Origin of the sequence: Pseudarthrobacter raffinosi (assembly GCF_023913735.1) — a bacterium.
GTDB classification, from domain to species: domain Bacteria; phylum Actinomycetota; class Actinomycetes; order Actinomycetales; family Micrococcaceae; genus Arthrobacter; species Arthrobacter raffinosi.
In genome coordinates this window covers 1-23,402 of record NZ_JAMXBH010000022.1, presented here as the reverse complement: position 1 = coordinate 23,402, position 23,402 = coordinate 1, and the positions used below count along the sequence as shown (strand labels likewise).

The 23,402-nt window shown below is 66.4% G+C and carries 19 protein-coding genes and 1 tRNA gene; 13 read left to right on the top strand and 7 right to left on the bottom strand.

Annotation, left to right across the window (positions count from 1 at the left end):
• The first annotated feature begins 77 nt into the window (after positions 1–77).
• Together fdhD and NG698_RS17930 are read left to right on the top strand one after the other, a co-directional pair.
• Positions 78–1,013 carry a formate dehydrogenase accessory sulfurtransferase FdhD gene (gene fdhD, locus NG698_RS17935; protein WP_252611369.1) on the top strand — a complete coding sequence of 312 codons (936 nt, stop codon included), beginning with the start codon at positions 78–80 and terminating at the stop codon, positions 1,011–1,013.
• Positions 1,014–1,152: 139 nt separating this feature from the next.
• Positions 1,153–4,188 carry an alpha-mannosidase gene (locus tag NG698_RS17930; protein ID WP_252611367.1) on the top strand — a complete coding sequence of 1,012 codons (3,036 nt, stop codon included), beginning with the start codon at positions 1,153–1,155 and terminating at the stop codon, positions 4,186–4,188.
• Positions 4,189–4,418: 230 nt separating this feature from the next.
• On the opposite strand, the gene NG698_RS17925 is transcribed toward NG698_RS17930, so the two are convergent.
• Both NG698_RS17925 and NG698_RS17920 read right to left on the bottom strand, forming a co-directional pair.
• The gene (locus NG698_RS17925; RefSeq protein WP_252611365.1) at positions 4,419–5,156 is read right to left on the bottom strand and encodes a hypothetical protein; all 738 of its coding nucleotides are present in this window, start codon (positions 5,154–5,156) and stop codon (positions 4,419–4,421) included.
• Positions 5,153–5,899 carry a hypothetical protein gene (locus NG698_RS17920; protein WP_252602322.1) on the bottom strand — a complete coding sequence of 249 codons (747 nt, stop codon included), beginning with the start codon at positions 5,897–5,899 and terminating at the stop codon, positions 5,153–5,155. Before NG698_RS17920 ends, NG698_RS17925 begins: the two co-directional genes overlap by 4 nt.
• A 251-nt stretch (positions 5,900–6,150) precedes the next feature.
• Between NG698_RS17920 and NG698_RS17915 the strand changes: the two genes are divergently transcribed.
• Entirely contained in the window at positions 6,151–7,815 is a 1,665-nt protein-coding gene (locus NG698_RS17915; protein WP_252611363.1) for an ABC-F family ATP-binding cassette domain-containing protein, read from the top strand.
• On the top strand, positions 7,812–9,725 hold the full coding sequence (locus NG698_RS17910) for an ABC transporter ATP-binding protein (RefSeq protein ID WP_104062820.1): 1,914 nt from the start codon (positions 7,812–7,814) through the stop codon (positions 9,723–9,725). The genes NG698_RS17915 and NG698_RS17910 overlap by 4 nt, the downstream gene beginning before the upstream one ends.
• A 69-nt stretch (positions 9,726–9,794) precedes the next feature.
• On the opposite strand, the gene NG698_RS17905 is transcribed toward NG698_RS17910, so the two are convergent.
• The 3 genes from NG698_RS17905 to NG698_RS17895 form a co-directional block, all read right to left on the bottom strand.
• On the bottom strand, positions 9,795–10,232 hold the full coding sequence (locus NG698_RS17905; RefSeq protein WP_252611361.1) for an NUDIX hydrolase: 438 nt from the start codon (positions 10,230–10,232) through the stop codon (positions 9,795–9,797).
• Positions 10,233–10,292: 60 nt separating this feature from the next.
• Complete coding sequence (locus NG698_RS17900; protein WP_252602331.1) at positions 10,293–10,769, bottom strand: DUF6314 family protein; 477 nt, start codon at positions 10,767–10,769, stop codon at positions 10,293–10,295.
• A 1-nt stretch (position 10,770) separates the two neighbouring features.
• A tRNA-Arg gene (locus NG698_RS17895) sits at positions 10,771–10,843 on the bottom strand.
• 83 nt (positions 10,844–10,926) lie between these two features.
• On the opposite strand from NG698_RS17895, the gene NG698_RS17890 reads away from it, so the two are divergent.
• Positions 10,927–11,694, top strand: coding sequence for a DUF998 domain-containing protein (locus NG698_RS17890; protein WP_252611359.1), 768 nt, complete (start codon positions 10,927–10,929; stop codon positions 11,692–11,694).
• On the opposite strand, the gene NG698_RS17885 is transcribed toward NG698_RS17890, so the two are convergent.
• The gene (locus tag NG698_RS17885) at positions 11,691–12,317 is read right to left on the bottom strand and encodes a hypothetical protein (protein ID WP_252602335.1); all 627 of its coding nucleotides are present in this window, start codon (positions 12,315–12,317) and stop codon (positions 11,691–11,693) included. The two genes, NG698_RS17890 and NG698_RS17885, sit on opposite strands and share 4 nt — an antisense overlap.
• Positions 12,318–12,349: 32 nt before the next feature.
• Between NG698_RS17885 and NG698_RS17880 the strand changes: the two genes are divergently transcribed.
• The 6 genes from NG698_RS17880 (at position 12,350) to sucD (ending at position 20,351) form a co-directional block, all read left to right on the top strand.
• Positions 12,350–13,195: an inositol monophosphatase family protein gene (locus NG698_RS17880; RefSeq protein WP_252602337.1), complete on the top strand. Its 846-nt coding sequence runs from the start codon at positions 12,350–12,352 to the stop codon at positions 13,193–13,195.
• Positions 13,196–13,292: 97 nt separating this feature from the next.
• Positions 13,293–15,860 carry a DNA helicase PcrA gene (gene pcrA, locus NG698_RS17875; protein ID WP_252602338.1) on the top strand — a complete coding sequence of 856 codons (2,568 nt, stop codon included), beginning with the start codon at positions 13,293–13,295 and terminating at the stop codon, positions 15,858–15,860.
• A 103-nt stretch (positions 15,861–15,963) separates the two neighbouring features.
• Positions 15,964–17,319: a glycosyltransferase gene (locus tag NG698_RS17870; RefSeq protein ID WP_252602340.1), complete on the top strand. Its 1,356-nt coding sequence runs from the start codon at positions 15,964–15,966 to the stop codon at positions 17,317–17,319.
• Between the two features lie 18 nt (positions 17,320–17,337).
• Positions 17,338–18,045 carry a hypothetical protein gene (locus NG698_RS17865; RefSeq protein WP_252602342.1) on the top strand — a complete coding sequence of 236 codons (708 nt, stop codon included), beginning with the start codon at positions 17,338–17,340 and terminating at the stop codon, positions 18,043–18,045.
• Between the two features lie 222 nt (positions 18,046–18,267).
• A complete protein-coding gene (sucC, locus tag NG698_RS17860) occupies positions 18,268–19,437 on the top strand; it encodes an ADP-forming succinate--CoA ligase subunit beta (RefSeq protein ID WP_141139579.1) in 1,170 nt (389 codons plus the stop codon).
• A gap of 11 nt (positions 19,438–19,448) precedes the next feature.
• Positions 19,449–20,351, top strand: coding sequence for a succinate--CoA ligase subunit alpha (gene sucD / locus NG698_RS17855; protein WP_252602344.1), 903 nt, complete (start codon positions 19,449–19,451; stop codon positions 20,349–20,351).
• Between the two features lie 159 nt (positions 20,352–20,510).
• On the opposite strand, the gene NG698_RS17850 is transcribed toward sucD, so the two are convergent.
• Positions 20,511–20,960, bottom strand: a complete 450-nt coding sequence (locus NG698_RS17850; protein WP_252602347.1) for a MarR family winged helix-turn-helix transcriptional regulator — start codon at positions 20,958–20,960, stop codon at positions 20,511–20,513.
• A gap of 169 nt (positions 20,961–21,129) precedes the next feature.
• On the opposite strand from NG698_RS17850, the gene NG698_RS17845 reads away from it, so the two are divergent.
• Positions 21,130–22,350 (top strand): MFS transporter, encoded by a 1,221-nt coding sequence (locus NG698_RS17845; RefSeq protein ID WP_252602349.1) that lies wholly within the window; start codon positions 21,130–21,132, stop codon positions 22,348–22,350.
• A gap of 40 nt (positions 22,351–22,390) precedes the next feature.
• Positions 22,391–23,236, top strand: a complete 846-nt coding sequence (locus NG698_RS17840) for an aldo/keto reductase (protein WP_256471231.1) — start codon at positions 22,391–22,393, stop codon at positions 23,234–23,236.
• Positions 23,237–23,402: the final 166 nt, after the last annotated feature.

The following is a 23,402-nucleotide window of genomic DNA, read 5'->3' as shown; positions in this document are numbered from 1 at the left end:
GATGGACCTATGAACAGCGCCAGCCGGCAGGTCCGGAACGTCCACGGGGCCCTTCAAGACAGTCTGGCGGTTCGCTGATGGGGCGCGTGACGCAGCGCCGCAAGGTGCACAAGTATGTTTTGGATGGCTCGCCCAATGCCCTTGAGTTCCCGGTCCGCCACCGCGAGGACGTCCTCGCCGTCGAAGAGCCGCTGGAAATCCGGATCGGTGCACTGTCATTCTCGGTGACCATGCGGACGCCCGGGGACGACTTTGACCTGGTGGCCGGCTTCCTGGTGTCCGAGGGGATCATCTGGGCTCCGGAGCAGCTGGTGTCGTTGCGGTTCTGCGCCGGCGAGGACGAAGACGGCGTCCAAACCTTCAATGTGGTGGAAGCCCAGCTGCGGCCCGACGTCGAACTCCCTGCAAAGGGTCGGAACGTCTTCACGTCCAGCTCCTGCGGTATCTGCGGCACGGACTCGATCGAGGCAGTGCGCAAGTCCTCCCATTTCAGCCCGGCGGCGGATCCATTGACCGTGCCCGCCCATGTGCTGGCATCACTGCCCGGGCGGCTCCGCGAAGCGCAGGACGTTTTTGACGTCACCGGCGGAGTGCACGCCGCGGGCCTCTTCCGCATAACGGACGACGGCGGCGTGCAGCTTTTGTGCCTGCGCGAGGATGTGGGGCGCCACAACGCCGTGGACAAGGTAGTTGGCTGGGCCCTGCGGGAGCGGTTGCTTCCGCTAACCGGGCTGGTCCTGCAGGTCTCGGGCCGCGCATCGTTTGAACTCGTCCAGAAGGCAGCGTTGGCGGGCATTCCCGTACTGGCGGCGGTGAGTGCGCCGTCGAGCCTTGCTGTGGAGCTGGCGGAGGCCAGCGGCATGACCCTGGCAGGATTCAGCCGGGGCACCAGCCTGAATATCTACGCCGGGCAGGGCAGGATTACGCTGCCCGCCGCGCAGGTTCCCGCGCAGGTTCCGGAGCCGGTTCGCGGGGAGGACGCGGCCGAGTTAAGCGCGAACGCGCCGGGATAAAACGGCCCCAGCACCCTTCGGCGAAGATTTCCGGTGACGCTTGGCTATTGAGCTACTAGCCGGTAGATTTTATCCATCGATTGGACGCGTTTTGGTCCGGATTCGAGTACTCCAGTTCAAGCACCTAAGAGGGTTTACATTGCATGACGACCGCCGGATCACCGAAGTCCGCGTGGACCGGTTTGTCCGCGAGCGGATCATTCCCGCTGTTTACGCCCGCACTGTTCCGCTGAACCTGACCAGCTGGGATGCGCCCGGCGAACCGGTGTCCGTGATGGATGCACTGCGGAATCACTTCGAGCCGCAGGAACACGGTGCTGCCTGGGGCAAGCCGTGGGGGACCAAGTGGCTGCGCCTGCAGGGCGACGTCCCGGAGGCCTGGGGCACCGGCCCGGACACCGCCGTCGAAATCGTGGTGGACCTTGGCTTCATCAACGAAGCCCCCGGATTCCAGTGCGAGGGAATCGCCTGGCGCCCGGACGGCACCATCATCAAAGCTATTTCGCCCCGGAACCAGTACATTCCCCTGAAACTCCTGGGCAGCGGCATGTCCGTTGACTTCTACGTTGAAGCGGCCGCCAACCCGGACATGGCGCAGGGCTGGACCTTTGCCGCCACACCCTACGGGGACAAGGCAACAGCAGGCACGGCGCCGCAGTACCGGCTGGGCAGGATCGCCATCGCCGAACTCAACCAGACGGTCTGGGAACTCCAGCAGGACATCTGGACCCTCGCCGGGCTGATGCACGAACTCCCCCCGGAGCAGCCGCGGCGCCATGAGATCCTCCGCGCGCTGGAGCGCATGATGGACCAGATGGATCCCGACGACGTCCCCGGCACCGCCGCAGCCGGGCGGGCAACCCTGGCCGAAGTTTTGTCCAGGCCCGCCTACGCTTCCGCCCATCAATTGGTGGCAACGGGTCACGCGCACATTGATTCGGCATGGCTCTGGCCGGTGCGCGAAACCATCCGCAAATGTGCCCGGACGTTCTCCAACGTGGTGGCGCTGATGGATGAGGATCCGGGCTTTGTGTTCTCCTGCTCCTCGGCTCAGCAGCTGGCCTGGATGAAGGAGTTCTACCCCGAGCTTTTCGGCCGGGTCCGGGAAAAGGTCAAGGCCGGGCAGTTCGTCCCGGTGGGCGGCATGTGGGTTGAGTCGGACACCAACATGCCCGGCGGCGAGGCAATGGCCCGGCAATTCATTGAGGGCAAGAACTTCTTCCTCGACGAGTTCGGCGTCGAATGCCGCGAAGCGTGGCTCCCGGATTCCTTCGGCTACTCCGCGGCCCTGCCGCAGATCGTCAAGGCGGCGGGCAGCCGCTGGTTCCTCACGCAGAAGATCTCGTGGAACCAGGTCAACCGCATGCCGCACCATACCTTCAACTGGGAGGGCATCGACGGCACCCGGCTGTTCACGCACTTCCCGCCCGTTGACACCTACAACGCCGAGCTCAGCGGACGCGAACTGGCGCACGCCGAGCGGAACTTCCGCGACCACGGGCGCGGCAACACCTCGCTCGTCCCGTTCGGCTACGGCGACGGAGGAGGCGGGCCTACGCGGGAAATGCTGGCTGCCGCCAGCCGCACCGCCGACCTCGAAGGCTCGCCCAAGATCCGCGTGGGTTCCGCCGAGAGTTTCTTTACCCAGGCGGAGGAAGAGTATTCCTCCCTGCCTGTCTGGGTGGGGGAGATGTACCTGGAACTCCACCGCGGCACGTACACCAGCCAGGCGCAGACCAAACGCGGCAACCGGCGCAGCGAACACCTGCTCCGCGAGGCCGAACTCTGGTGCGCCACGGCTGCTGTCCGCGGCGCCGGCTCCTTCGAGAACCCGGCGGCGGAGCTGAAGCGGCTCTGGCGGCTGGTGCTCCTGCAGCAGTTCCACGACATCCTGCCCGGCAGCTCCATCGCCTGGGTCCACCAGGACGCGGAACGTAATTACGCCGCGATCAGTGCCAGCCTCGAAAACCTCATAGCGCAGGCAGCGGCCGCGCTCCTCGGCGAGGGGTCGCGGACCTTCCTGCTCAACGCCGCACCGCACGCGCGCAACGGCGTTCCTGCCTTGGCTGCCGCAGAGCTTTCGCCGACCGGCCAGCCGGTCCAGGCGACCGCTCTGGATGGCGGTTACGTGCTGGACAACGGCATCATCCGGGCCGTCCTGGATGCGGATGGCCTGCTGGCCTCCCTCGCCGACTACGCCACGGGACGCGAAGCCATCGCTCCCGGAGCGCGCGGCAACCTGCTGGAACTGCACCGGGACACGCCCAACGAGTGGGACGCCTGGGACATCGATGAGTTCTACCGCCGCAACGTCACCGCCCTCACGGCGGCCCAGGCCATTCGGGTGGAGCACACCGGAACCAGTGCCGTTGTGGTGGTGGACCGGGTCGCCGGCTCGTCACCGCTCACCCAGCGGATCACGCTGGACGCCGGCAGCGGCTCCCTCACCATCACCATAGCCGTTGAGTGGCAGGAGAGCGAGAAGCTGCTCAAGCTGGGCTTCCCGCTGGACGTCAGGGCGGACCGATCCGCCTCGGAGACCCAGTTCGGCCATGTCTTCCGCCCCACCCATGTCAACACCTCGTGGGAGGCCGCCAAGTTCGAGATCTGCGCGCACCGCTGGATCCACGTGGCCGAGCCCGGCTACGGCGTCGCTATTTCCAATGCGGCCACCTACGGGCACGATGTCACCAGGAGCGTGCGGGATTCCGACGGCGGGACCACCACCTCGGTGCGTCTCTCCCTGTTGCGGGCACCGAAGTTCCCGGACCCGACGGCGGACCGGGGGCACCAGGAAATGACCGTGACCATCCGCCCCGGAGCCGGGATCGCCGACGCTGTGGAGGAGGGGTACCGCACCAACCTTGCACCCCGGCTGGTGAAGGGCGCCCGCGGCGTGGAGCCGCTGTTCTCCGTGGACAACCCGGCCCTGGTCATCGAGGCGGTCAAGCTTGCCGAGGACGGTTCGGGTGATGTTGTGGTCCGTCTTTATGAGTCCCTGGGGCAGCGGTCCGCCGGCGTGCTCACGGCCAACTTCCCGGTCACGGCCGTCCAGGTCACGGACCTGCTGGAGCGCGCCACCGACGCGCCGGGCGTCAGCACTGCCGCAGCAGAGCAGTCGGTGGAGCTTTCGCTGCGCCCGTTCCAGCTGGTGACGCTGAGGTTCGCGCGCTAGGTGCGGCATGGATGCCAGCCGCGGTCAGCGGGCGGGTCAGAAATGGGCCTGGCCGTTTAATGGCTGAGTGGTGGCGGTCCCCAACGGCCCGCCACCACTCATCCCCCCAAAGAGTGCGAAGACTCAACAGGCCCGGCGTCCAGGAATCTATCCCCGTTCGTGAACACCGGCACCTAACTTCACACATTCATGATTGTGCCACGTCTAATGATTTTGTGAAAGCGTGAAGGCTACTTTGCAGTAGAAGTCCTTGGCCGAGTGCCGCCCCGCCCGTGCCGGAGCCTTGCCACCGCGATCAAAGCCAGGCCAACGACAAAGCAAAGAATTGCGGTGTAGTTGATCAGGAACGTCGCTGCTCCCCAGTTGGGCGGATAGAAGGGGAAGAGCAGCGATAGCGTGATGGCCACCGAGCCTGTGCCCAGCAGGAAGGCGGCGATGCGAACCAGGGTGGGCAGCGTGCTGTGGACCGCACGCACCATGGCCGGCAGCAGGACCAGCGAAACGTAGGCCGGATAGGCGCGGCCAGCGGCCCCGTAGTACTGGACCAGGTCCCGGTCTTTGTCATCCTGGCCTGCCACGGCAACCAATCCCACGGATGAGCCGCCAGTGTCCATCATCAGGAACACCACAAGCACGGTCAGGGAGGTCAGGCCCATGACGGCCATCCCGATCCGTCCGGTGAGCAGCTGGTGGGCGTCGTCGGCGCCAAAGCCCCGGGTGACGCGGATGCCCACGAAGAAAATAGCGGCGAAGATGACAAAGCGGAGCAGGAGGTTGGCCAAGTTAACCCCGCCGAGCGCCTGGTCGATGGCAAGGTATGGCGCCCGGATGCTGAGCAGGGTGGCGAGCGTCATCAGCGCAAAGATGTAGAAGAGCGTCCTGTTCTTCCCCCGCACGGCACTGGGAACGCGCGCAATGGCCACCAGGCCGCAGACAGTCAGCGTGGACCACTGCAGGATTTCGATCATCCCAGGTTCTCCCAGATCTTTTCAGTTTTCTCGTGGTCATGTTCCTGCCGGCGGAGGGCCCTGCCGACAGTCTGCAGCCGGTCACCGGCCAAGGTGGTCAGCTCGCCGTCGGACAGGCTGTCCAGGGCGGCCTGCCGGGCTCCGGGAGGCCAGCCGGCCTCCGCCTCCGTGACCAGCCCGGTGGCCACCAGACCGCTGGCCGGGGCGACGCCGGCCGCAAGGGACGTGGCAACCGCCAGTTCCGGAGCCAGCCGGTTTGCGGTCAGTTGTGCCGAATAGTTCTGCGGAGCGATTCCGGTGGCGGCGGAGACCCGGTGCCGCAGCTCGCCGTCGTCGATGGCCTCCACCCAGTTCTTGACTGAGGTGGCGTGCGGGGCCGGCTCCAACGCCGGCGAACCGGCCGCCGCTGCAGCCGCCGGCACGCCGCCTGGGTCCGCGGCGGAACGGGCCAGAACTGCCCGCAGGAGGTCCGGGGTGGAGATCTGGCTGACCAGTTCGGACCTGCTGGGCGGGCGCGTGTCCGTGAGCTGGCTGTACGCGTCGAACGCCGCCAGCGCCGAAACGGGATTGACGTTGTACGCCCGGCTGATGCTCACCACCGTAGTCTCTGCCACCTTGCCCCGGACGAGCTGCTGGGCCAGGGTGGTCCGCTTGATGCCTGACACGCGGCAGATGTCAGATGCGCTCGTCTCGGGGGCGATGCCGTGCAGCCAGCGCTGGAACGCCTTGGCAGATATAGGCATAAGCAGCTCTCTGCAGAACGGATGGTTAACGGTGATTTTAGCCTGACGTCAGCGGGCAGTTTGGTGCGGCGTGCTGAGTCGACTATGCTTGATGGTCGAGCCCGTTGGTCCGTACACCCCCCAAGTCCGGACCTGCGGGCTCTTTAGTGCCCCGGCACTTTTCGGGGCGGCACATTGCGGATTCACCGCAGTTTCGGGCCGATTCAGGCGGGCTCCTCCGGCCGGGCGGCGGCGAGAGGATGGACCAACCTATGACTGCAACCCTTGTTGCCAAAGATCTTTCCGGCGGCCACGACCACCGGACGCTGTTCGCCAAACTTTCCCTCACGGTGGCCCCCGGCGACGTGGTGGGTGTGGTGGGCGCCAACGGCGCCGGCAAGTCCACCCTGCTGCGCCTGCTGGCCGGCGTGGACCAGCCCCAGGGCGGCAGCGTCAGCCTCGCCCCCGCCGATGCCTTTGTGGGCTTGCTGCCCCAGGAACACGAGCGCGTCGCCGGCGAGACCGTGGCTGGCTACATCGCCCGCAGGACCGGCTGCGCCCAGGCCACCGTGGAGATGGAGTCCACCGCGGAGGCCTTGGGCTCCGGCGCACCGGGAGCCGATGACGCCTACTCGCTGGCCTTTGACCGCTGGATGGCGTCAGGCGCGGCAGACCTCGACGAACGCATCCCGCCCGTCCTGGCCGACCTCGGCCTGGACACCGGAGCGGACGCTCCCATGACCGGGCTCTCCGGCGGCCAGGCCGCCCGCGTGGCCCTCGCTGCGCTCCTGCTCAGCCGGTTCGATGTTGTGCTGCTGGACGAGCCCACCAACGACCTTGACCTCGCCGGCCTGGCCAAACTGGAAGCCTTTGTCCAGGGCCTGCGCGGCGGTGTGGTGCTGGTGTCCCATGACCGCGAGTTCCTGGCCCGCTGTGTCACCACCATCGTGGAACTGGATCTGGCGCAGAATTCCGTGGCCGTGTACGACGGCGGCTACGAGGCCTTCCTCGAGGAGCGCGCCGTGGCGCGGCGCCACGCAAGGGAAAAGTTCGAGGAGTTCGCCTCCACCAAGGCAGACCTGGTCTCCCGCGCCCGGACCCAGCGCGAGTGGAGCTCCCAAGGCGTGCGGAACGCCATGAAAAAGAGCCCGGACAACGACAAAATCCGCCGCGCCGCCAGCACCGAGTCATCGGAAAAGCAGGCGCAGAAGGTCCGGCAGATGGAATCCAGGATTGCCCGGCTGGACGTGGTGGAGGAGCCGCGGAAGGAATGGCAGCTGCAGTTCACCATTGGCCAGGCGCCCCGGTCCAGTGCGGTGGTGGCCACCTTGCGTGACGCCGTCGTGAAGCAGGGAAGCTTCACGCTGGGCCCGGTGAACCTGCAGCTTAACGCGGGGGAGCGGATCGGCATCACCGGACCTAACGGAGCCGGCAAGTCGACGCTGCTGCGCCTGCTCCTGGGCGTGCAGGCGCCCGACGCCGGGAACGCCGCCATGGGCGCCTCGGTGGCCGTCGGCGAAATTGACCAGGCCCGCGGCCTGCTGGCCGGCCACCTCAACCTTGGCGACGCCGTCGAAGCCGTGCTCACGGACCTGAATCCGGCGGAGGTCCGCACGCTGCTGGCCAAGTTCGGGTTGAAGGCGGACCACACCACCCGCCCGGTGTATTCCCTGTCGCCGGGGGAACGCACCCGCGCGGCATTGGCGCTGCTGCAGGCACGCGGGGTGAACCTGCTGGTCCTGGACGAACCCACCAACCACCTGGACCTGCCCGCCATCGAGCAGTTGGAAGAGGCGCTGGGAAGTTATGAGGGCGCTTTGCTGTTAGTAACCCATGACCGGAGGCTGCTCGAGAACGTGCGGCTGGATGTACGGTGGAATGTGGACAACGGAACGGTAACAGAACTGATGGCAGACGCAACGGAGCAACAGCGATGAGCATGGACGGCGTCGCCTGGCACTCCCTGTACAACATCTCCCGGGCCAAGAACGGCTCCCGGCCTTTCTCCAAGGCCACCCTGAAACGGGTCCTGGGCTTCGCCCGCCCGCACCGGACAAAGCTGATCGCGTTTGTGGCGCTGTCCATTGTGATGGCGTTCCTGGCCGTGGCCACGCCGGTGCTGGCCGGCCAGGTGGTTGATGCCATCGTGGCCAAGGCGGGTACAGACGAAGTGATCCGGCTGGCGCTGCTGATCGCCGTGGTGGCCGTTGCCGAAGCCGGCCTGGGGCTCGTGAGCCGCTGGCTTTCGTCCAACATCGGCGAAGGCGTGATCGTGGACCTGCGCACCAGGGTCTTTGACCATGTGCAGAAGATGCCCATCGCATTCTTCACCCGGACCCGCACCGGCGCACTGGTCAGCCGCCTGAACAACGACGTCATCGGAGCGCAGTCCGCCTTCGCCGGCACGCTGTCCGGCGTGGTCAGCAACGTGGTGGCCCTGATCCTGACGCTGATCGTAATGCTCGGGACTTCCTGGCAGGTCACCGTGCTCGCCATGATCCTGCTGCCGATCTTCCTGATCCCTGCCCGCCGGATGGGCTCCAAGCTCGCGGACCTGCGGCGTGAGGCGGCAAACCACAACGCGGCCATGGGCACCCAGATGACCGAGCGCTTCTCCGCCCCGGGCGCCACGCTGGTGAAGCTCTTCGGCCGCCCGGACGAGGAATCCCGCGAGTTCGCGGTCCGCGCCGGCCGGGTCCGGGACATCGGCGTCCGCACGGCCATGCTGCAGTTCACCTTCGTCACCGCGCTGACGCTGGTGTCCGCGCTCGCCCTGGCCCTGGTCTACGGCCTGGGCGGATGGCTGGCCATCGGCGGTCAGCTCGCCGCGGGCGACGTTGTGGTGCTGGCACTGCTGCTCACCCGTCTCTACGCCCCGCTCACCGCCCTGTCCAACGCCCGCGTGGAAATCATGAGCGCGCTGGTCAGCTTCGAGCGGGTTTTCGAGATCCTGGACCTCAAGCCCCTGATCCAGCAGAAGCCCGACGCCGTGGCCATCCCGCCGGGAAACGTTTCGGTGGAGTTTGACGACGTTCGCTTCGCCTACCCCTCGGCGGACAAGGTCTCGCTGGCCTCGCTCGAGGAAGTGTCCACGCTGGACACCCGCGGCGGCGAAGAGGTGCTGCATGGCATCAGTTTCCGGGTGGAACCCGGGCAGACCGTCGCGCTGGTGGGTTCCTCCGGTGCCGGAAAGTCCACTATCGCGCAGCTGCTTTCCCGGCTGTACGACGTCGATTCCGGCGCCGTGCGGCTCGGCGGCACTCTGCCCGGCTCGGGGCTGGACGTCCGGGACGCCACCTTCGATTCCCTGCGGGACACGTTGGGGATGGTCACCCAGGACGGACACCTCTTCCACGAATCCATTGCCTCCAACCTCAGGCTCGCACGGCCGGACGCCACTGAAGAGGACATGTGGGACGCCATCCGGCAGGCCCGCCTTGAGACCATGATCCGGTCCCTGCCCGACGGCCTGGACACGGTGGTGGGGGAGCGCGGTTACCGGCTCTCCGGCGGTGAACGCCAGCGGCTCACCATCGCACGGCTGCTGATTTCCCAGCCCCGGGTGGTCATCCTCGACGAGGCCACCGCCGCACTCGACTCCACCAACGAAGCCGCCGTGCAGGCGGCCCTGGGCGCCGCGCTCGAGGGGCGCACCGCCGTCGTGATTGCCCACCGGCTGTCCACCATCCGTGCCGCCGACGTCATCCTGGTGGTCGAGGACGGGCGGATCGTGGAACGCGGCAACCATACCGATCTGCTCGCGGCCGAGGGCCGGTACGCCGAGCTCTACCAGACGCAGTTCGCCGAAGCCACGGCCGTGGCAGCGGAAGCCGTTCCGGAGTACTAGGGCTCAGCCTTCCCCAACTGGGTAGCGCTAAGTGTCGTTTTGAGCCCTCAAAACGACACTTAGCGCTACCTACTTGGGGCCGGGGCGCAGGGTGGGCAGGGTGGCCAGTTCGGGCAGGATGTGGTCCGTCAGGAGCGGGGCCAGGTCCGCAGGCGGCGGCGCGCCCCGGTCCAGCGCCGCCAGGTCCAGCCAGCGGATCTCGGCGATCTCAGCCGAGGGGTGCGCGGTCCAGGTTCCGGGTGCGGTAAACACTGTGGCTTCGATGTCCGTGGCGGCCTCGTTGGCGGCGTCGGCGATCCAGACGCCCATCAGCTCCAGCTCGCGCGGATCTACTACGATCCCTACTTCCTCCTGAAGTTCCCGCGCAGCGGCGTGAACGGCGGTTTCGCCGGCTTCGGGCTTGCCGCCGGGGTGCATAAACATGCTGGTGCCGCGTTTGCGGACGGTCAGGAGCCGGCCGGCGTCGTCGAAGACACAGACGGCGGAGACAACAATGCGGGCTTTCACGTTCCGAGCCTAGCCTGTTCAGTCTTGACGCTTCAGACCAGCCGCTTCAGACCTGCCGCCTCAGACCTGCCGCTTCAGGGCGGACGTCAGCAGCAGGTCCTTGCGCGGGCCGGTCACATCCCACGTGTAACTGAACGTGTCAGGGCCTTCGTAGGTGTAGGCCACGCGGTACGTATCGGGATCGCACCAGTGTTGGTCCAGATTGGCCTCCGGGCTGAAGCTCATCCGGTGGAAGGGCCGCCCGTCGGCAAAAAACACGTCCAGGGCGTCCGGCCGGTCGGCGGGTTTCAGGACGTATTCACGCGAGGCAGGGCCGGTAAAGGTGGGCCAGCGCATGGTGCCTTCTTCACGGAAGGCCAGGCCGCCGTCGTCCGCGGGGGAAAAATGTACGACGCCGGAAAAGGTTCCGTGGGTGCCGGTGGACCGGTCCAGCAGCTGCCGTTCGACGGCCCAGTTTCCCTGAACGGGCAAGTTCCCGGCCTGCGAGGGGCCGAGCAGGTAGGCGCGGAGGTCGAACTCCGGGGAAGGAAGATTCAAGTGCCCTCGATTGGAATCGAACCAACGACACCGGCTTTAGGAGAGCCGTGCTCTATCCACTGAGCTACGAGGGCGCGTGTCCGCTGGTCCGGCAGGGCCGGTCCGTCCGGACACGGATACAAGCATACAAGGTGGTGGGCCGTACTACGCTCTTGGCATGAGATCAGCCCCGACGTCCGCCCCCGCCGTGGCATTCCTCCCGGACACCGCCTCCACCCGCCAGTACATCGGCGCCTGGTCCGTCCTGAGTGTCCTGCAGTATTTTGTGGCGGAAGCGGCCGTGATCGGTGCCTGGGGCGGGCCGCAGCCCTACGACCGCCGGACCGGATACATCAGCGACCTCGGCGCGCTTCACTGCGGGATCTACGACGGACGCGATGTGTGTTCGCCGCTGCATTGGCTGATGAACGCCTCCTTTGTGGTCCAGGGGCTGGGCATGCTGCTCGGTGCGCTGCTGCTGGGTTCCGGGCTGCTCTGTGTGGCGGCAAGGGCCGGCGCACGGGTCCAGCCGGGGCGCCGGAAACCCTGGCAGGCGGCGGTTGCCGTGCGGGTCCTGACCGGTGCTGCCGGTGCGGGGACCATGATCGTGGGCCTGGTGCCGGAGGACGTCGGCTCCGGCTGGCACTTTGTCGGGGCGTTGATGTACTTCCTGGCCGGCGCGCTGGCGTTGCTGCTGCTGGGGGTGTTATGGCTGCGGCAGACTCCGCTGGGGTGGTTCGTGCTGGTGTGCGGGCTGGTGTCCCTCGCCGCGCTGGTCACAGGCGGACTGACAGGCCTGGATGTTCCGGAGCCCGGCACCCTGGAGCGGCTGATGGGTTATCCGGTCACCGTGGGCGTGGCAGCAGCCGGCCTGGTAATCGCCCAACGTGTGCACCGGCACCGCAAGGAGGAGCGCGCCCGGGTTACTGGGTCGGCGCGGGCCTAGCCGGCTTTCGCAGGCTTCTTGCGCAGGAACACAGCCGCTGCCCCGGCCAGCAGGCTGACGACGAACAGCACCCACCCGGCAATGGTGAGTGCGGACGCCAAGGCGACCTGGCCGGCGTCGGCCGTTTCCGATCCCAGTGCGGCGTCGATGGCGACATTGCCCCAAAGCCGGACCACCACAAACAGCAGCGGGAGGGCCCAGAGTGCCCAGCGGAGGGACTTCCTGGCGACGTTGGTCCCGATCAGGAGCAGCCAGGTGAAGCCGAAGATCAACGGGAAGAGCGTGCCGGCTGTCTTGTGGACGTAGTTGAGCTGGCCGCGGGCGTCGTTGTCCATGACGGCGTTCAGTTGGCCGACGTAGCCGGCGTCAAAACCTCCCACGAGCGAGTCGGGCATGGCCAGGCCGCCGGAGAGCTGGGTGAGCTGCTGGAGCGTGAGCAGGTGGACGTACCAGAACAGGAACAGGCTGACCACGACGCCCGCGATGAGGATCAGGTTGGTGTTGCTCTGGGCCTTCTGCGGCGAACGGCTGGTGGAGGGGTTGATGACCGGCGGGAGGCTGTGCTGCGGAACAGCCGCCTTGGAGCCGTGCTTCTTGATCCGCTGCGCTGGGGTTTTGGCCATGGCACCATTATCCCGCCACCTAAACTGGGTCCATGACCACTGGCCGGCACAGCGCCCTTGAACTTGACCCCGCCCTGGACGACTATCAGCTGGCATCCGCGCTGGTGCGCGAAGCCGGGCAACTGGCGCTCCTGATGCGCATGGCCGGGCTGCAGTCCCAGCAGAAAACCTCCATCTCCGACGTGGTGACCGCCGCGGACCACGCTGCGGAAGCCTACGTGCTGGGGCAGTTGCGGCGCTGCCGGCCGGAGGATGGCATCTTAGGGGAGGAGGGCGCCTCGGTGGCCGGAACCAGCGGCCGTACCTGGGTGGTCGACCCCGTGGATGGCACCTATAACTTCCTGCACGGATCCACATACTGGTGCTCGGCCCTCGCACTGAAGGACCCGTCCGATGTGCTGCTCGGCGCGATTTTCCAGCCGGAGGAGGACAAGCTCTGGCTGGGCGGAACGGCCCACGCGGCCACACTGAATGGCGAGGTACTGACCGCCTACCGTGACTCGGGCGCTGTCCAGGATGGCGGGGCGCGCAACGCAACCGCGCTCGCCGAACTCGGCGCAGCCACCTACATCCACCCCACCTGGCTGATGGATCCGCTCTGCGCCATGCCCTGGCACGCTGCGGCCACCTCCGCCGCGGCGCTGCGGATGTTCGGCTCCGGGTCCTGCGACCTGGGCCGGGTGGCCGATGGCCAGCTGGGATGCTGGTTCCAGCACAGCTGCCCGGAATGGGACTGGTTGCCGGGCAAGGCGATCGTCCGCGCCGCCGGCGGCGCCACGGACACGGTCCGGATCAACGGCCTGGACTGGTTTATGGCGGGAGGCACGACGGCGGTGCGGGAGTTGCGTGCGGCCCTTGAGTCGGGCTCCATCGCCTGAGTCCGGGCCGCCTTTTGCGCGCTTCCCGGGTGGGAGCACGGTGTTATCCACAGGCTGGACCTGACTGTCAGCCCCACCGCCTAGACTTGTAGGCACCATGGATATGTTGTTTGACCCGTACTCTGACGGACCGTTCAAGGCCGCCGCGCCAGCCTCCGCCCGCACCAAGTCGCGCCCGGAAGGCCTTGCCGCGGCCGCCGAATTCGGTGGCGGCGGGCCGGGCGGCGGCTCCGAACACGCAGCAGAACAGGGCGCCCAGCGCACGGGCGGCTGGGCCAACCAGCAGCCCTCTCATGACGGCAACGGCGAGCCGGCCCACCACCGGCCCAACGCCGAGGAACTCCTGGAGGGGCTTAACCCGCAGCAGGAGGAGGCCGTCAAGCACGCCGGCGGCGCCCTGCTAATTGTGGCCGGCGCCGGCTCGGGAAAGACCCGCGTTCTCAGTAACCGGATCGCCTACCTCATTGCCACGCACCGCGCGCACCACGGTGAGGTCCTGGCCATCACGTTCACCAACAAGGCCGCCGCCGAGATGCGGGAGCGCATCGCGGCGCTGGTGGGTGGACGGGCCAAGATCATGTGGATCTCCACGTTCCACTCATCCTGCGTGCGTATCCTGCGCCAGGAGGCCGCGAACGTCGGCCGGAAGTCGAACTTCTCCATCTACGACTCCGCGGACTCGCTGCGGCTGGTCGTCCAGGTCTCCAAGAGCCTGGACCTGGATCCCAAGAAGTTCGCGCCCAAGGCCATCCAGCACAAGATCTCCGCGCTCAAGAACGAGCTCATCGACGCCGATGCCTACGCGTCCTCCGCGAATTACAACGATCCCTTCGAGTCCGCTGTGGCTGACGTCTTCAAGGGCTACACCCAGCGGCTGCGCCAGGCCAACGCCATGGACTTCGATGACCTCATCGCCGAGACCGTCTACATGTTCCGCGCCTTCCCGGCGCTCGCCGCGTCCTACCGACGGCGGTTCCGGCACGTCCTCGTGGACGAATACCAGGACACCAACCACGCCCAGTACGCCCTGGTCCGCGAGATAGTGGGTGAGGGCCCCGGTGCGTCCGAGCTCACCGTCGTGGGCGACTCCGACCAATCCATCTACGCCTTCCGCGGCGCCGACATCCGCAACATCGTGGAGTTCGAAAAGGACTACCCGGACGCCCGCACCATCAAACTGGAGCAGAACTACCGCTCCACGCAGAACATCCTCAGCGCGGCCAACTCCGTGATCTCACGCAACCCCAACCGCCCCGACAAGCGGCTGTGGACCGCCGAGGGCGAGGGCCACAAGATCATCGGCTATGTGGGCGAGAACGAGCACGCCGAGGCCCAGTTCATTGCCAAGGAGATTGACCGGCTCCAGGACGAGGACAACCTCCGCCCCGGTGATGTTGCCATTTTCTACCGCACCAACGCGCAGTCCCGTTCCATTGAGGATGTGCTGGTCCGGGTGGGCCTGCCGTACAAGGTGGTGGGTGGCACCCGCTTCTACGACCGCAAGGAAATCAAGGACGCCCTCGCGTACCTCCGCGTTCTGGTGAACCCGGACGACGACGTCAACCTGCGCCGGGTGCTCAACGAACCCAAGCGCGGCATTGGTGACCGCGCCGAAGGTGCCGTGGCCGCACTGGCCGAGCGCGAACGGATGTCGTTCATGGCCGCCGCCCGGCGGGCTGAAGAAGCTCCCGGCATGGCCACCCGTTCCGTCAACGCCGTCCTCGGGTTTGTGAAACTGCTGGACGACCTCGCAGAGGTTGCCTCCGGTTCAGGCGCCGCCGCCGCGCTGGAGGCCGTCCTGGAACAGACCGGCTACCTCGCCGGGCTGCGTTCCAGCACTGATCCACAGGACGAGTCCCGCGTGGAGAACCTGGCGGAACTCGTCGCCGTCGTGCGTGAATACGAACAGGAGAACCCGGAAGGGTCCCTGGGTGCGTTCCTGGAACAGGTGTCGCTGGTGGCAGACGCGGACCAGATCCCGGACGCCCCCGGCGCGGACATCGACGCCGCCGTGGCCGAAGCCAAACGCCTGGGCGTGGTCACGCTGATGACCCTCCACACCGCCAAGGGGCTCGAATTCCCGGTGGTGTTCCTGACCGGCATGGAACACGGGCTGTTCCCGCACCAGCGGTCGGCCACGGACCCCAAGGAACTCGCCGAGGAACGCCGGCTGGCCTACGTGGGCCTGACCCGCGCGCGCAAGCGCCTCTACGTCACCCGGTCCGAAGTCCGCAGCATGTGGGGCCAAAGCCAGTACAACCCGGCCAGCCAGTTCCTCGAGGAAATTCCGGCGGAGCTGCTGGAGTGGAAACGCGAAGGCACCAGCCGGCAGTCCGGCGGGTGGGGGAGCAGCAGCGCGGCGATCGGCTCCAGCCGTTACGGCGGATCCTTCTGGGGCGCCGGCACGTCCCGCGGTGCGGCCGCCGATTCCTCGGCGGGCTTCAACGCAGACGTTCCCGCGGCGATCGCCAAGAACCGGGTCCAGCCGCAGAAGGAGATTGTGGCCGTCAGTGTGGGCGACAAGGTCAACCACACCAGCTTCGGCAACGGCACGGTGCTGGCGCTGGAAGGCGCGGGGGACAAGACGGTGGCCAAGGTGAAGTTCAGCGTCGGTGAGAAGCGTCTCCTGCTCCGCTACGCGCCGCTCACGAAGCTCGACGCCTGACCACGCTTGCCCTTGTCCGGGCACCCCGGCTGGCTTACAGTTCAGGAACGCGCGGTACCCGGGAAACAGCGGGTAGCCGGTGAACCGGTGAAGCGCAGGCCATTTGAGCACAGCAGAACTTGAGCACAGCATATTCGGGGGCACCACTGTGAAGATCCTGTTCGCCAGCCAGGCCATTGACGGCCATTTCAACCCCATGACGGGCGTGGCGATGCGGCTCAAGGACCGCGGCCACGAGGTGGCCTGGTACACGGGTCCCGTCTATGCGGACAGGCTCGGCGGAATGGGAATCCAGCACTTCCCCTTCCGCAGGGCCATCGAGCACCGCGCGGACAACCTCAATGAGCTCTATCCGGAGCGGGCCAAGCTCAAGGGCCCACGGGCCATCGGCTTCGACGGCGAGAAGATTTTCGCCAGCAACGTCAGCCACTTCTTCGAGGACATCCGCGAGGTCGCGCAGCAGAATCCCTTCGACGTTCTTGTGGCGGACAGTTCCATGTTCATTCACCGGCTCGTCTCCCACTTGATGGGCAAGCCGGTGGTGAATTTTGTTGCGATCCCCAACATGGAAAGCGACCCGCAGGTGCCGCCGCTTTTCTTCGGGTTCCGGCCGCCCCGCAATCCCGTGGAGAAGGCGGTCCAAGGCCTGGCGGGCCTGCTGTCCGACAAGGTCATTCTTCGGCCTGCCAGTCAAAGCTACCGCCGGCAGCATGCCGCCTACGGCCAGGCTGTTCCGCGGCAAGGCCGGCTGACGGACGAACCCTATCGGTGCTCGGACGCCATTATCCAGACCGGCACGGAATCCCTCGATTTCCCGCGGCGCCGGGTCAACGCCAAAGTGCACTACGTCGGGGCGCTCCTGCCATACCGGTCGCCTGGCCAGGCGCCCGCCGATCCTGGTGGGAACAGTGGGGACGGCGGCTTTCCCCGGTCCTATCCCGCAACACTCGTTGTCACCCAGGGAACAGTGGACAACCTGGACCAGGACAAACTCATCGTTCCGTCGCTTGAGGCAGTCAAGGACATGGATGCGTTGGTTATCGTCGCAACCGGCGGGCACGGCACCGAGCAACTGAAGGCCCGCTACCCGCAGCCCAACGTGGTGGTGCGGGACTACGTGGACTTCGCGGAGGTCTTTGACTTCACGGATGTCTTCATCACCAACGGCGGATTTGGCGGTGTGCAGCTGAGCCTGTCCAAGGGGGTTCCCTTGGTGGTTTCGGGCATCAACGAGGGCAAAAGTGACGTCAACGCCCGGGTGGAACACTCCGGCGTCGGCATTAACCTCAGGACGGAGTCACCCAAGCCCGCCGACATAGCGGCTGCAGTTCGAAAGGTCCTGGCGGATCCCGGCTGGAAATCCCGCGCCCGGACGATGCAGGAGCAGTTCGACCGTGAGGATCCCGCCGAAGCTGCTGCCGCCGTCGTAGAGGCCGCCGGGACGCGCCCGACGGACTGAGACCGCTGCCGGGGCATAATGGAGGCCATGCGACGGACTGTATTGGGGATCCTGGCCGCCCTCTTCGTAGTGACCGGCACTGCCTGCAGCATCACCACCGAGGACCCGGGCTATGTGGCTCCGCCGCCGCTGCCGGCCATGGAACAACTGGAACAGGCAGCGCTGGCCGACCCCGCCGCGTTCAGGGCCAGCGGGGATGTCCTGTCCTTCATCACGGAGGACCGGAACATTGTGTGCTCCCTGCCATCGGCCCGTGGGGAACACCTCAACCTCCCGTATGAGTCGAACAGCTTCAGTGATGCGGCCAACAACAAGCTCGCCACCGTCCCGGTGGCGCATTGCGAGCTTGCCGGATACCCCAAGCCTGCCGCGGGCGACATCAAGGACGACTGCGCCGGCACCGGCCTGGGCTATCTGGGCGGAGCGGCGCTGCTCAGCCCGGACAGGGCAACGTATGGGGAGTGCCGTTCCGGCGTCACACAAATGGAGGCAGCCTACGGACCCAAGGGAAACAAGAGCGGCCCGCTGACGGAACTGCGGGTCCTCGCCGAGCGCCAGAACCTGGAAGGGAACGGGCTGCGCTGTTCGGCCCATAACGGCGGTGTGGCGTGCGGAAACGTCTCGGCCGGCGTCGGATTCTTTGTGGCCCGGGACCGCTACGAACTTATTTCCAAGGACGCGGCAACAGCCTCCACGGCACCCGCGGAGGCCTCAAAAACCCCGTAATCTAGGCGTTTTTCTACGCTCCATAGAATAGTGTCGTTACTCACATAAGCGGTAGTGTGGAACGGGCCGGTCCTCTGAGAGGGCTAGAGTTCCGAATGGAGCATTGCGCTGTGGGGCCCGTTTCCGGACTGGTCGCAGGTGCAGGCAATCCGCAGCCCGGTCATCGTCTTCGGCGGTGCCCGACTGTACAGAAACTACTTCGACGTAGAAGGACACTAAACCGTGGACCTGTTTGAATACCAGGCGCGCGATATGTTCGAGGCGCACGGTGTACCCGTGCTTGCCGGCATCGTGGCGTACACCCCAGAAGAAGCAAAGGCAGCTGCCGAGAAAATCGGCGGCGTAACTGTCGTTAAGGCCCAGGTTAAGGCTGGTGGCCGCGGTAAGGCTGGCGGCGTCAAGGTTGCCAAGACCGCCGATGAGGCGTTTGAGCACTCCACCAACATCCTGGGCATGGACATCAAGGGCCACACCGTCAACAAGGTGATGATTGCCCAGGGTGCCGACATTGCCGAGGAGTACTACTTCTCCGTCCTGCTGGACCGGGCCAACCGCAACTACCTGGCCATGTGCTCGGTAGAAGGTGGCATGGAAATCGAACAGCTCGCCGTCGAACGCCCTGAGGCGCTCGCCAAGATCGCCATCGACCCCGCTGTGGGCATCGACCAGGCCAAGGCCGACGAAATCGTCGCAGCTGCAGGCTTCGATGAGGAACTGCGCGGCAAGGTCGCCGCCGTGATCCTCAAGCTCTGGGACGTTTTCAAGAAGGAAGACGCCACCCTCGTTGAGGTTAACCCGCTGGTCAAGACCGGCGCCGGCGACATCGTGGCACTGGACGGCAAGGTCTCCCTCGACGAGAACGCCGGCTTCCGCCACGCCAAGCACGCCCTCCTCGAAGACAAGGACGCTGCAGATCCGCTCGAGGCCAAGGCCAAGGCGCAGGACCTGAACTACGTCAAGCTGGACGGCTCCGTTGGCATCATCGGCAACGGTGCGGGCCTGGTCATGTCCACCCTGGACGTTGTCGCCTACGCCGGTGAAAACCACGGCAACGTCAAGCCCGCCAACTTCCTGGACATCGGCGGTGGAGCTTCCGCCGAGGTCATGGCTGCCGGCCTCGACGTCATCCTGGGCGACCCGCAGGTCAAGTCCGTATTCGTGAACGTCTTCGGTGGCATCACCGCGTGTGACGCCGTCGCCAAGGGCATCGTTGGCGCGCTGGCCGAGCTGGGCCACTCCGCGAACAAGCCGCTGGTAGTCCGCCTCGACGGCAACAACGTTGAAGAAGGCCGCCGCATCCTGGCCGAGGCCAACCACCCGCTGGTTACCCTGGCCGCCACCATGGACGAGGGCGCCGACAAGGCCGCCGAGCTCGCCAACGCAGCTAAGTAAAGGGACGCACCATGTCTATCTATCTGAACAAGGACTCCAAGGTCATCGTCCAGGGCATCACCGGCGGCGAAGGCACCAAGCACACCGCCCTGATGCTGAAGGCCGGCACCAACATTGTTGGTGGCGTCAACGCCCGTAAGGCCGGCACCACGGTCCTGCACGGCGACACCGAAATCACCGTTTTTGGCACCGTCAAGGAAGCCATGGCTGAAACCGGCGCCGACGTCTCCATCGTTTTCGTGCCGCCGGCATTCACCAAGAACGCCGTGGTTGAGGCCATCGAGGCAGGCATCGGCCTGGTCGTAGTCATCACCGAAGGCGTGCCGGTCCAGGATTCCGCCGAGTTCTGGGCACTGGCCCAGTCCACGGTTGACGCCGACGGCAAGCAGGTCACCCGCATCATCGGCCCGAACTGCCCCGGCATCATCACGCCGGGCGAAGCGCTGGTTGGCATCACGCCGGCCAACATCACGGGCAAGGGCCCCATCGGCCTGGTTTCCAAGTCCGGAACCCTGACCTACCAGATGATGTACGAGCTGCGCGACCTGGGCTTCTCCACCGCCATCGGCATCGGCGGCGATCCGGTCATCGGCACCACACACATCGACGCCCTCGAAGCGTTCGAAGCCGACCCGGAGACCAAGGCGATCGTCATGATCGGCGAAATCGGCGGCGACGCCGAGGAGCGTGCCGCCGACTACATCAAGGCACACGTCACCAAGCCGGTTGTTGGCTACGTGGCCGGCTTCACCGCTCCCGAAGGCAAGACCATGGGCCACGCAGGCGCCATCGTCTCCGGTTCCGCCGGTACCGCCCAGGCCAAGAAGGAAGCCCTCGAGGCTGCAGGCGTGAAGGTCGGCAAGACGCCGTCCGAGACCGCCAAGCTGCTGCGCGAAGTTTTCGCAACGCTCTAGGCACTACAGCACTACAGCACTACAACGCGGGGTCACTCCCTGCCCCTTCCAGAGGTTGGATCGGGCACGGGAGTGACCCCGCGTTGTTGTTTAAAGCACGACGACGGACGCTCACCTTCTGCTGGAAGGTGAGCGTCCGTCGTCGTACTCGAGTGGTGACTAGGCGGTCGCGTGGAGCCGGGGGAGTGCGTCCACCAGCGCGGCCAGCTCGGGAATCTCCTGGGCCTCGGCCAGGGCGCGCTCCAGCGTGGCGTCATGGACCGGGCGCGTTTCCTCCAGCAGGGCGATGCCGCTGGGCGTGAGCTCGGTGTAGATGCCGCGGCGATCGTCCGCGCAGAGGATCCGGGTCAGCAGGGCGCGGTCCTCAAGCCTGTTGACCAGCCGAGTGGTGGCGCTGGCGCTGAGGGCTGTGGCGCGGGCGAGCTGCTGCATGCGCATGTGCCAGCCGTCCTGGCGGCTGAGCGCATCCAGCACGGTGTACTCCACCACTGACAGCTTTGATTCGGCCTGCAGGGAGCGTTCCAGCTCACCCTCGATCAGGCCGTGCAGCGCCGCGAGCGTGCGCCAACCCTGTGCCCGGACCTCCACGGCGTCGTCCTTGATGCCCATCTGTCTTTCCTCTCGTGGGTGCTCCGGCCGCCTGGCGGCGTGAGGCGGAACACAATCGATAATAGTTGCTTGCGCGGTGTATCTGCTTGTGCAACAATAAATAACGCGTCTGCAACTACTAGCTTACGCGTCCTATCTCATTCCGTACAGTTTTCAAAGGAGCATCCACATGCCCATTGGCCTGATAGCCCTCGCCCTCGGCGGGTTCGGCATCGGACTCACCGAGTTCGTGATCATGGGCCTGCTGCCCGAGGTTGCCGCCGACTTCCAGGTCAGCGAGGCCGCGGCAGGCTGGCTGATCTCCGGATACGCCCTCGCCGTCGTGGTCGGCGCCTTGGTGCTGACCGCGGCGGTGACCCGCTTCGAACGCAAGCCCGTCCTCGCTGTCCTGCTGGTCCTGTTCATCGCCGGCAACCTGCTCTCCGCCATCGCTCCCGATTACGGGATGATGATGGTCGGCCGGATCATCGCCGCCCTGGCGCACGGTGCCTTCTTCGGGATCGGAGCCGTGGTGGCCGCGGACATGGTTGCCCCCACCAAAAAGGCCGGCGCCATCGCCATCATGTTCACCGGGCTCACCGCAGCCAACGTCCTGGGCGTGCCGTTCGGCACGATGCTGGGACAGGCCGCAGGCTGGCGCTCGACGTTCTGGGCCATCACCGTCATCGGGGTCATCGCCCTGGCGGGAATCCTGGCGCTCGTTCCGAAGACCGGCCATGGCGACACCACGCCCGGAACCCTGCGCAGCGAACTACGCGCCTTCCGCTCCGGCCAGGTGTGGCTCTCCATCCTGGTCACCATCCTCGGCTACGGCGGGATGTTCGGCGCCTTCACCTACATCGCCTTCACGCTCACCGCGGTCTCCGGCTTCGCAGCCTCCACCGTTCCGTGGCTGCTGATCGTCTTCGGCGTAGGCCTCTTTATCGGCAACACCATCGGCGGCAAGGCCGCGGACCGCAATGTGGACCGCACGCTCGTGGTGGTGCTCTCCGTGCTGGTGGTGGTGCTCGTCGGTTTTGCCCTGACCGCCGGCAACCAGGTGCTCACCGTTGCCTCCATCGTCCTGATGGGCGGCTTCGGATTCGCCACCGTGCCGGGACTGCAGATGCGCGTGATGAAGTACGCCTCCAGCGCCCCCACCCTCGCGTCCGGCGCCAATATTGGTGCCTTCAACGTGGGCAACGCCCTCGGCGCCTGGCTCGGCGGAGTGACCATCACCGCCGGACTCGGCTACACCTCGCCCATCTGGGCCGGCGCCGGCATCACCCTGCTGGGGCTCGTGGTGATGATCATCGCCGCCGCCGGAGCCAAGCGGGCCGTCCGGCAGGCACCCGCAGACGCCGCTCCCGGCGGACGCGTGGCCGCCGAACCTGTGGCAGTCCTGCACTAATCCTTCAAACGTCAATCCTCAACCCGCAACAGGAGAACCCATGACTTCCACCCCCATCACCACGTCCATCCCCGAGATCACCCTCAACAACGGCGTGCGGATGCCGCAGCTGGGGTTCGGCGTCTTCCAGGTGTCCGACGACGACACCACTGCCGCGGTCAGCCACGCGCTTGCAGCCGGCTACCGGAGCATCGACACCGCCGCCATCTACGGCAATGAGGCGGGTACCGGACGTGCCATCGCCGAGTCCGGCATCGACCGCGAAGAGCTGTTCATTACGTCCAAACTGTGGGTGGCCGACCTCGGCTACGACGCCACGCTGGCCGCGTTCGAGGCCAGCCTGGACAAGCTGGGACTGGACTACCTGGACCTCTACCTCATCCACTGGCCGGCGCCGGCAACCAACCTGTACCTCGAGTCCTGGCGGGCGCTGGAGCACCTGCTGGCCAGCGGCAAGGCCCGGGCCATCGGCGTCTCCAACTTCCTCCCCGAGCACCTGCAGAAGGTCATTGACCTGGGCGGCACGGTCCCGGCCATTAACCAGATTGAGCTCCACCCGGCCCTGCAACAGCGGGACATTGCAGACTTTAATGCCGCACACGGGATCGCCACGGAGGCCTGGAGCCCGCTCGCGCAGGGTGCCGTGCTGGCAGATCCGGCCGTTGTGGACATCGCGGCACGGCATGGTGTGAGCCCGGCGCAGGCCATTCTTCGCTGGCACCTGCAGCAGGGCCGGATCATCATCCCCAAGTCCGTCACTCCGCAGCGAATCAGGGAGAACCTGGACGTCTTCGGCTTCGACCTGACGGGCGACGAACTCTCTGTCATCGACGGCCTGGAGCGCGACGGCCGCACCGGTCCGCACCCGGCGGAGTTCAACGGCTAGGAAAAGCCCACCCTCGGGTCTCGACGGGCTCGACCACCGGTGCAGCGACGGGTCTCGACGGGCTCGGGGCTTGAGGACCAATGCTCGGGAGAGTCACGCTAAGCCGGTGGGGCCAGGTAGTAGAGGTTCTGGTCGGCACCGCTGTTACGCCGGGTCACGGCGTTGG

Bases quoted from the DNA above. Each gene is read 5' to 3' on its own strand.
- sucD (WP_252602344.1), top strand. From the start codon at position 19,449: ATGTCTATCTATCTGAACAAGGACTCCAAGGTCATCGTCCAGGGCATC.
- pcrA (WP_252602338.1), top strand. From the start codon at position 13,293: ATGGATATGTTGTTTGACCCGTACTCTGACGGACCGTTCAAGGCCGCC.
- NG698_RS17850 (WP_252602347.1), bottom strand. From the start codon at position 20,960: ATGGGCATCAAGGACGACGCCGTGGAGGTCCGGGCACAGGGTTGGCGC.
- NG698_RS17865 (WP_252602342.1), top strand. From the start codon at position 17,338: ATGGAGGCCATGCGACGGACTGTATTGGGGATCCTGGCCGCCCTCTTC.
- NG698_RS17840 (WP_256471231.1), top strand. From the start codon at position 22,391: ATGACTTCCACCCCCATCACCACGTCCATCCCCGAGATCACCCTCAAC.
- NG698_RS17910 (WP_104062820.1), top strand. From the start codon at position 7,812: ATGAGCATGGACGGCGTCGCCTGGCACTCCCTGTACAACATCTCCCGG.
- NG698_RS17915 (WP_252611363.1), top strand. From the start codon at position 6,151: ATGACTGCAACCCTTGTTGCCAAAGATCTTTCCGGCGGCCACGACCAC.
- NG698_RS17925 (WP_252611365.1), bottom strand. From the start codon at position 5,156: ATGATCGAAATCCTGCAGTGGTCCACGCTGACTGTCTGCGGCCTGGTG.
- NG698_RS17845 (WP_252602349.1), top strand. From the start codon at position 21,130: ATGCCCATTGGCCTGATAGCCCTCGCCCTCGGCGGGTTCGGCATCGGA.
- NG698_RS17880 (WP_252602337.1), top strand. From the start codon at position 12,350: ATGACCACTGGCCGGCACAGCGCCCTTGAACTTGACCCCGCCCTGGAC.
- NG698_RS17890 (WP_252611359.1), top strand. From the start codon at position 10,927: ATGAGATCAGCCCCGACGTCCGCCCCCGCCGTGGCATTCCTCCCGGAC.
- NG698_RS17920 (WP_252602322.1), bottom strand. From the start codon at position 5,899: ATGCCTATATCTGCCAAGGCGTTCCAGCGCTGGCTGCACGGCATCGCC.
- NG698_RS17885 (WP_252602335.1), bottom strand. From the start codon at position 12,317: ATGGCCAAAACCCCAGCGCAGCGGATCAAGAAGCACGGCTCCAAGGCG.
- fdhD (WP_252611369.1), top strand. From the start codon at position 78: ATGGGGCGCGTGACGCAGCGCCGCAAGGTGCACAAGTATGTTTTGGAT.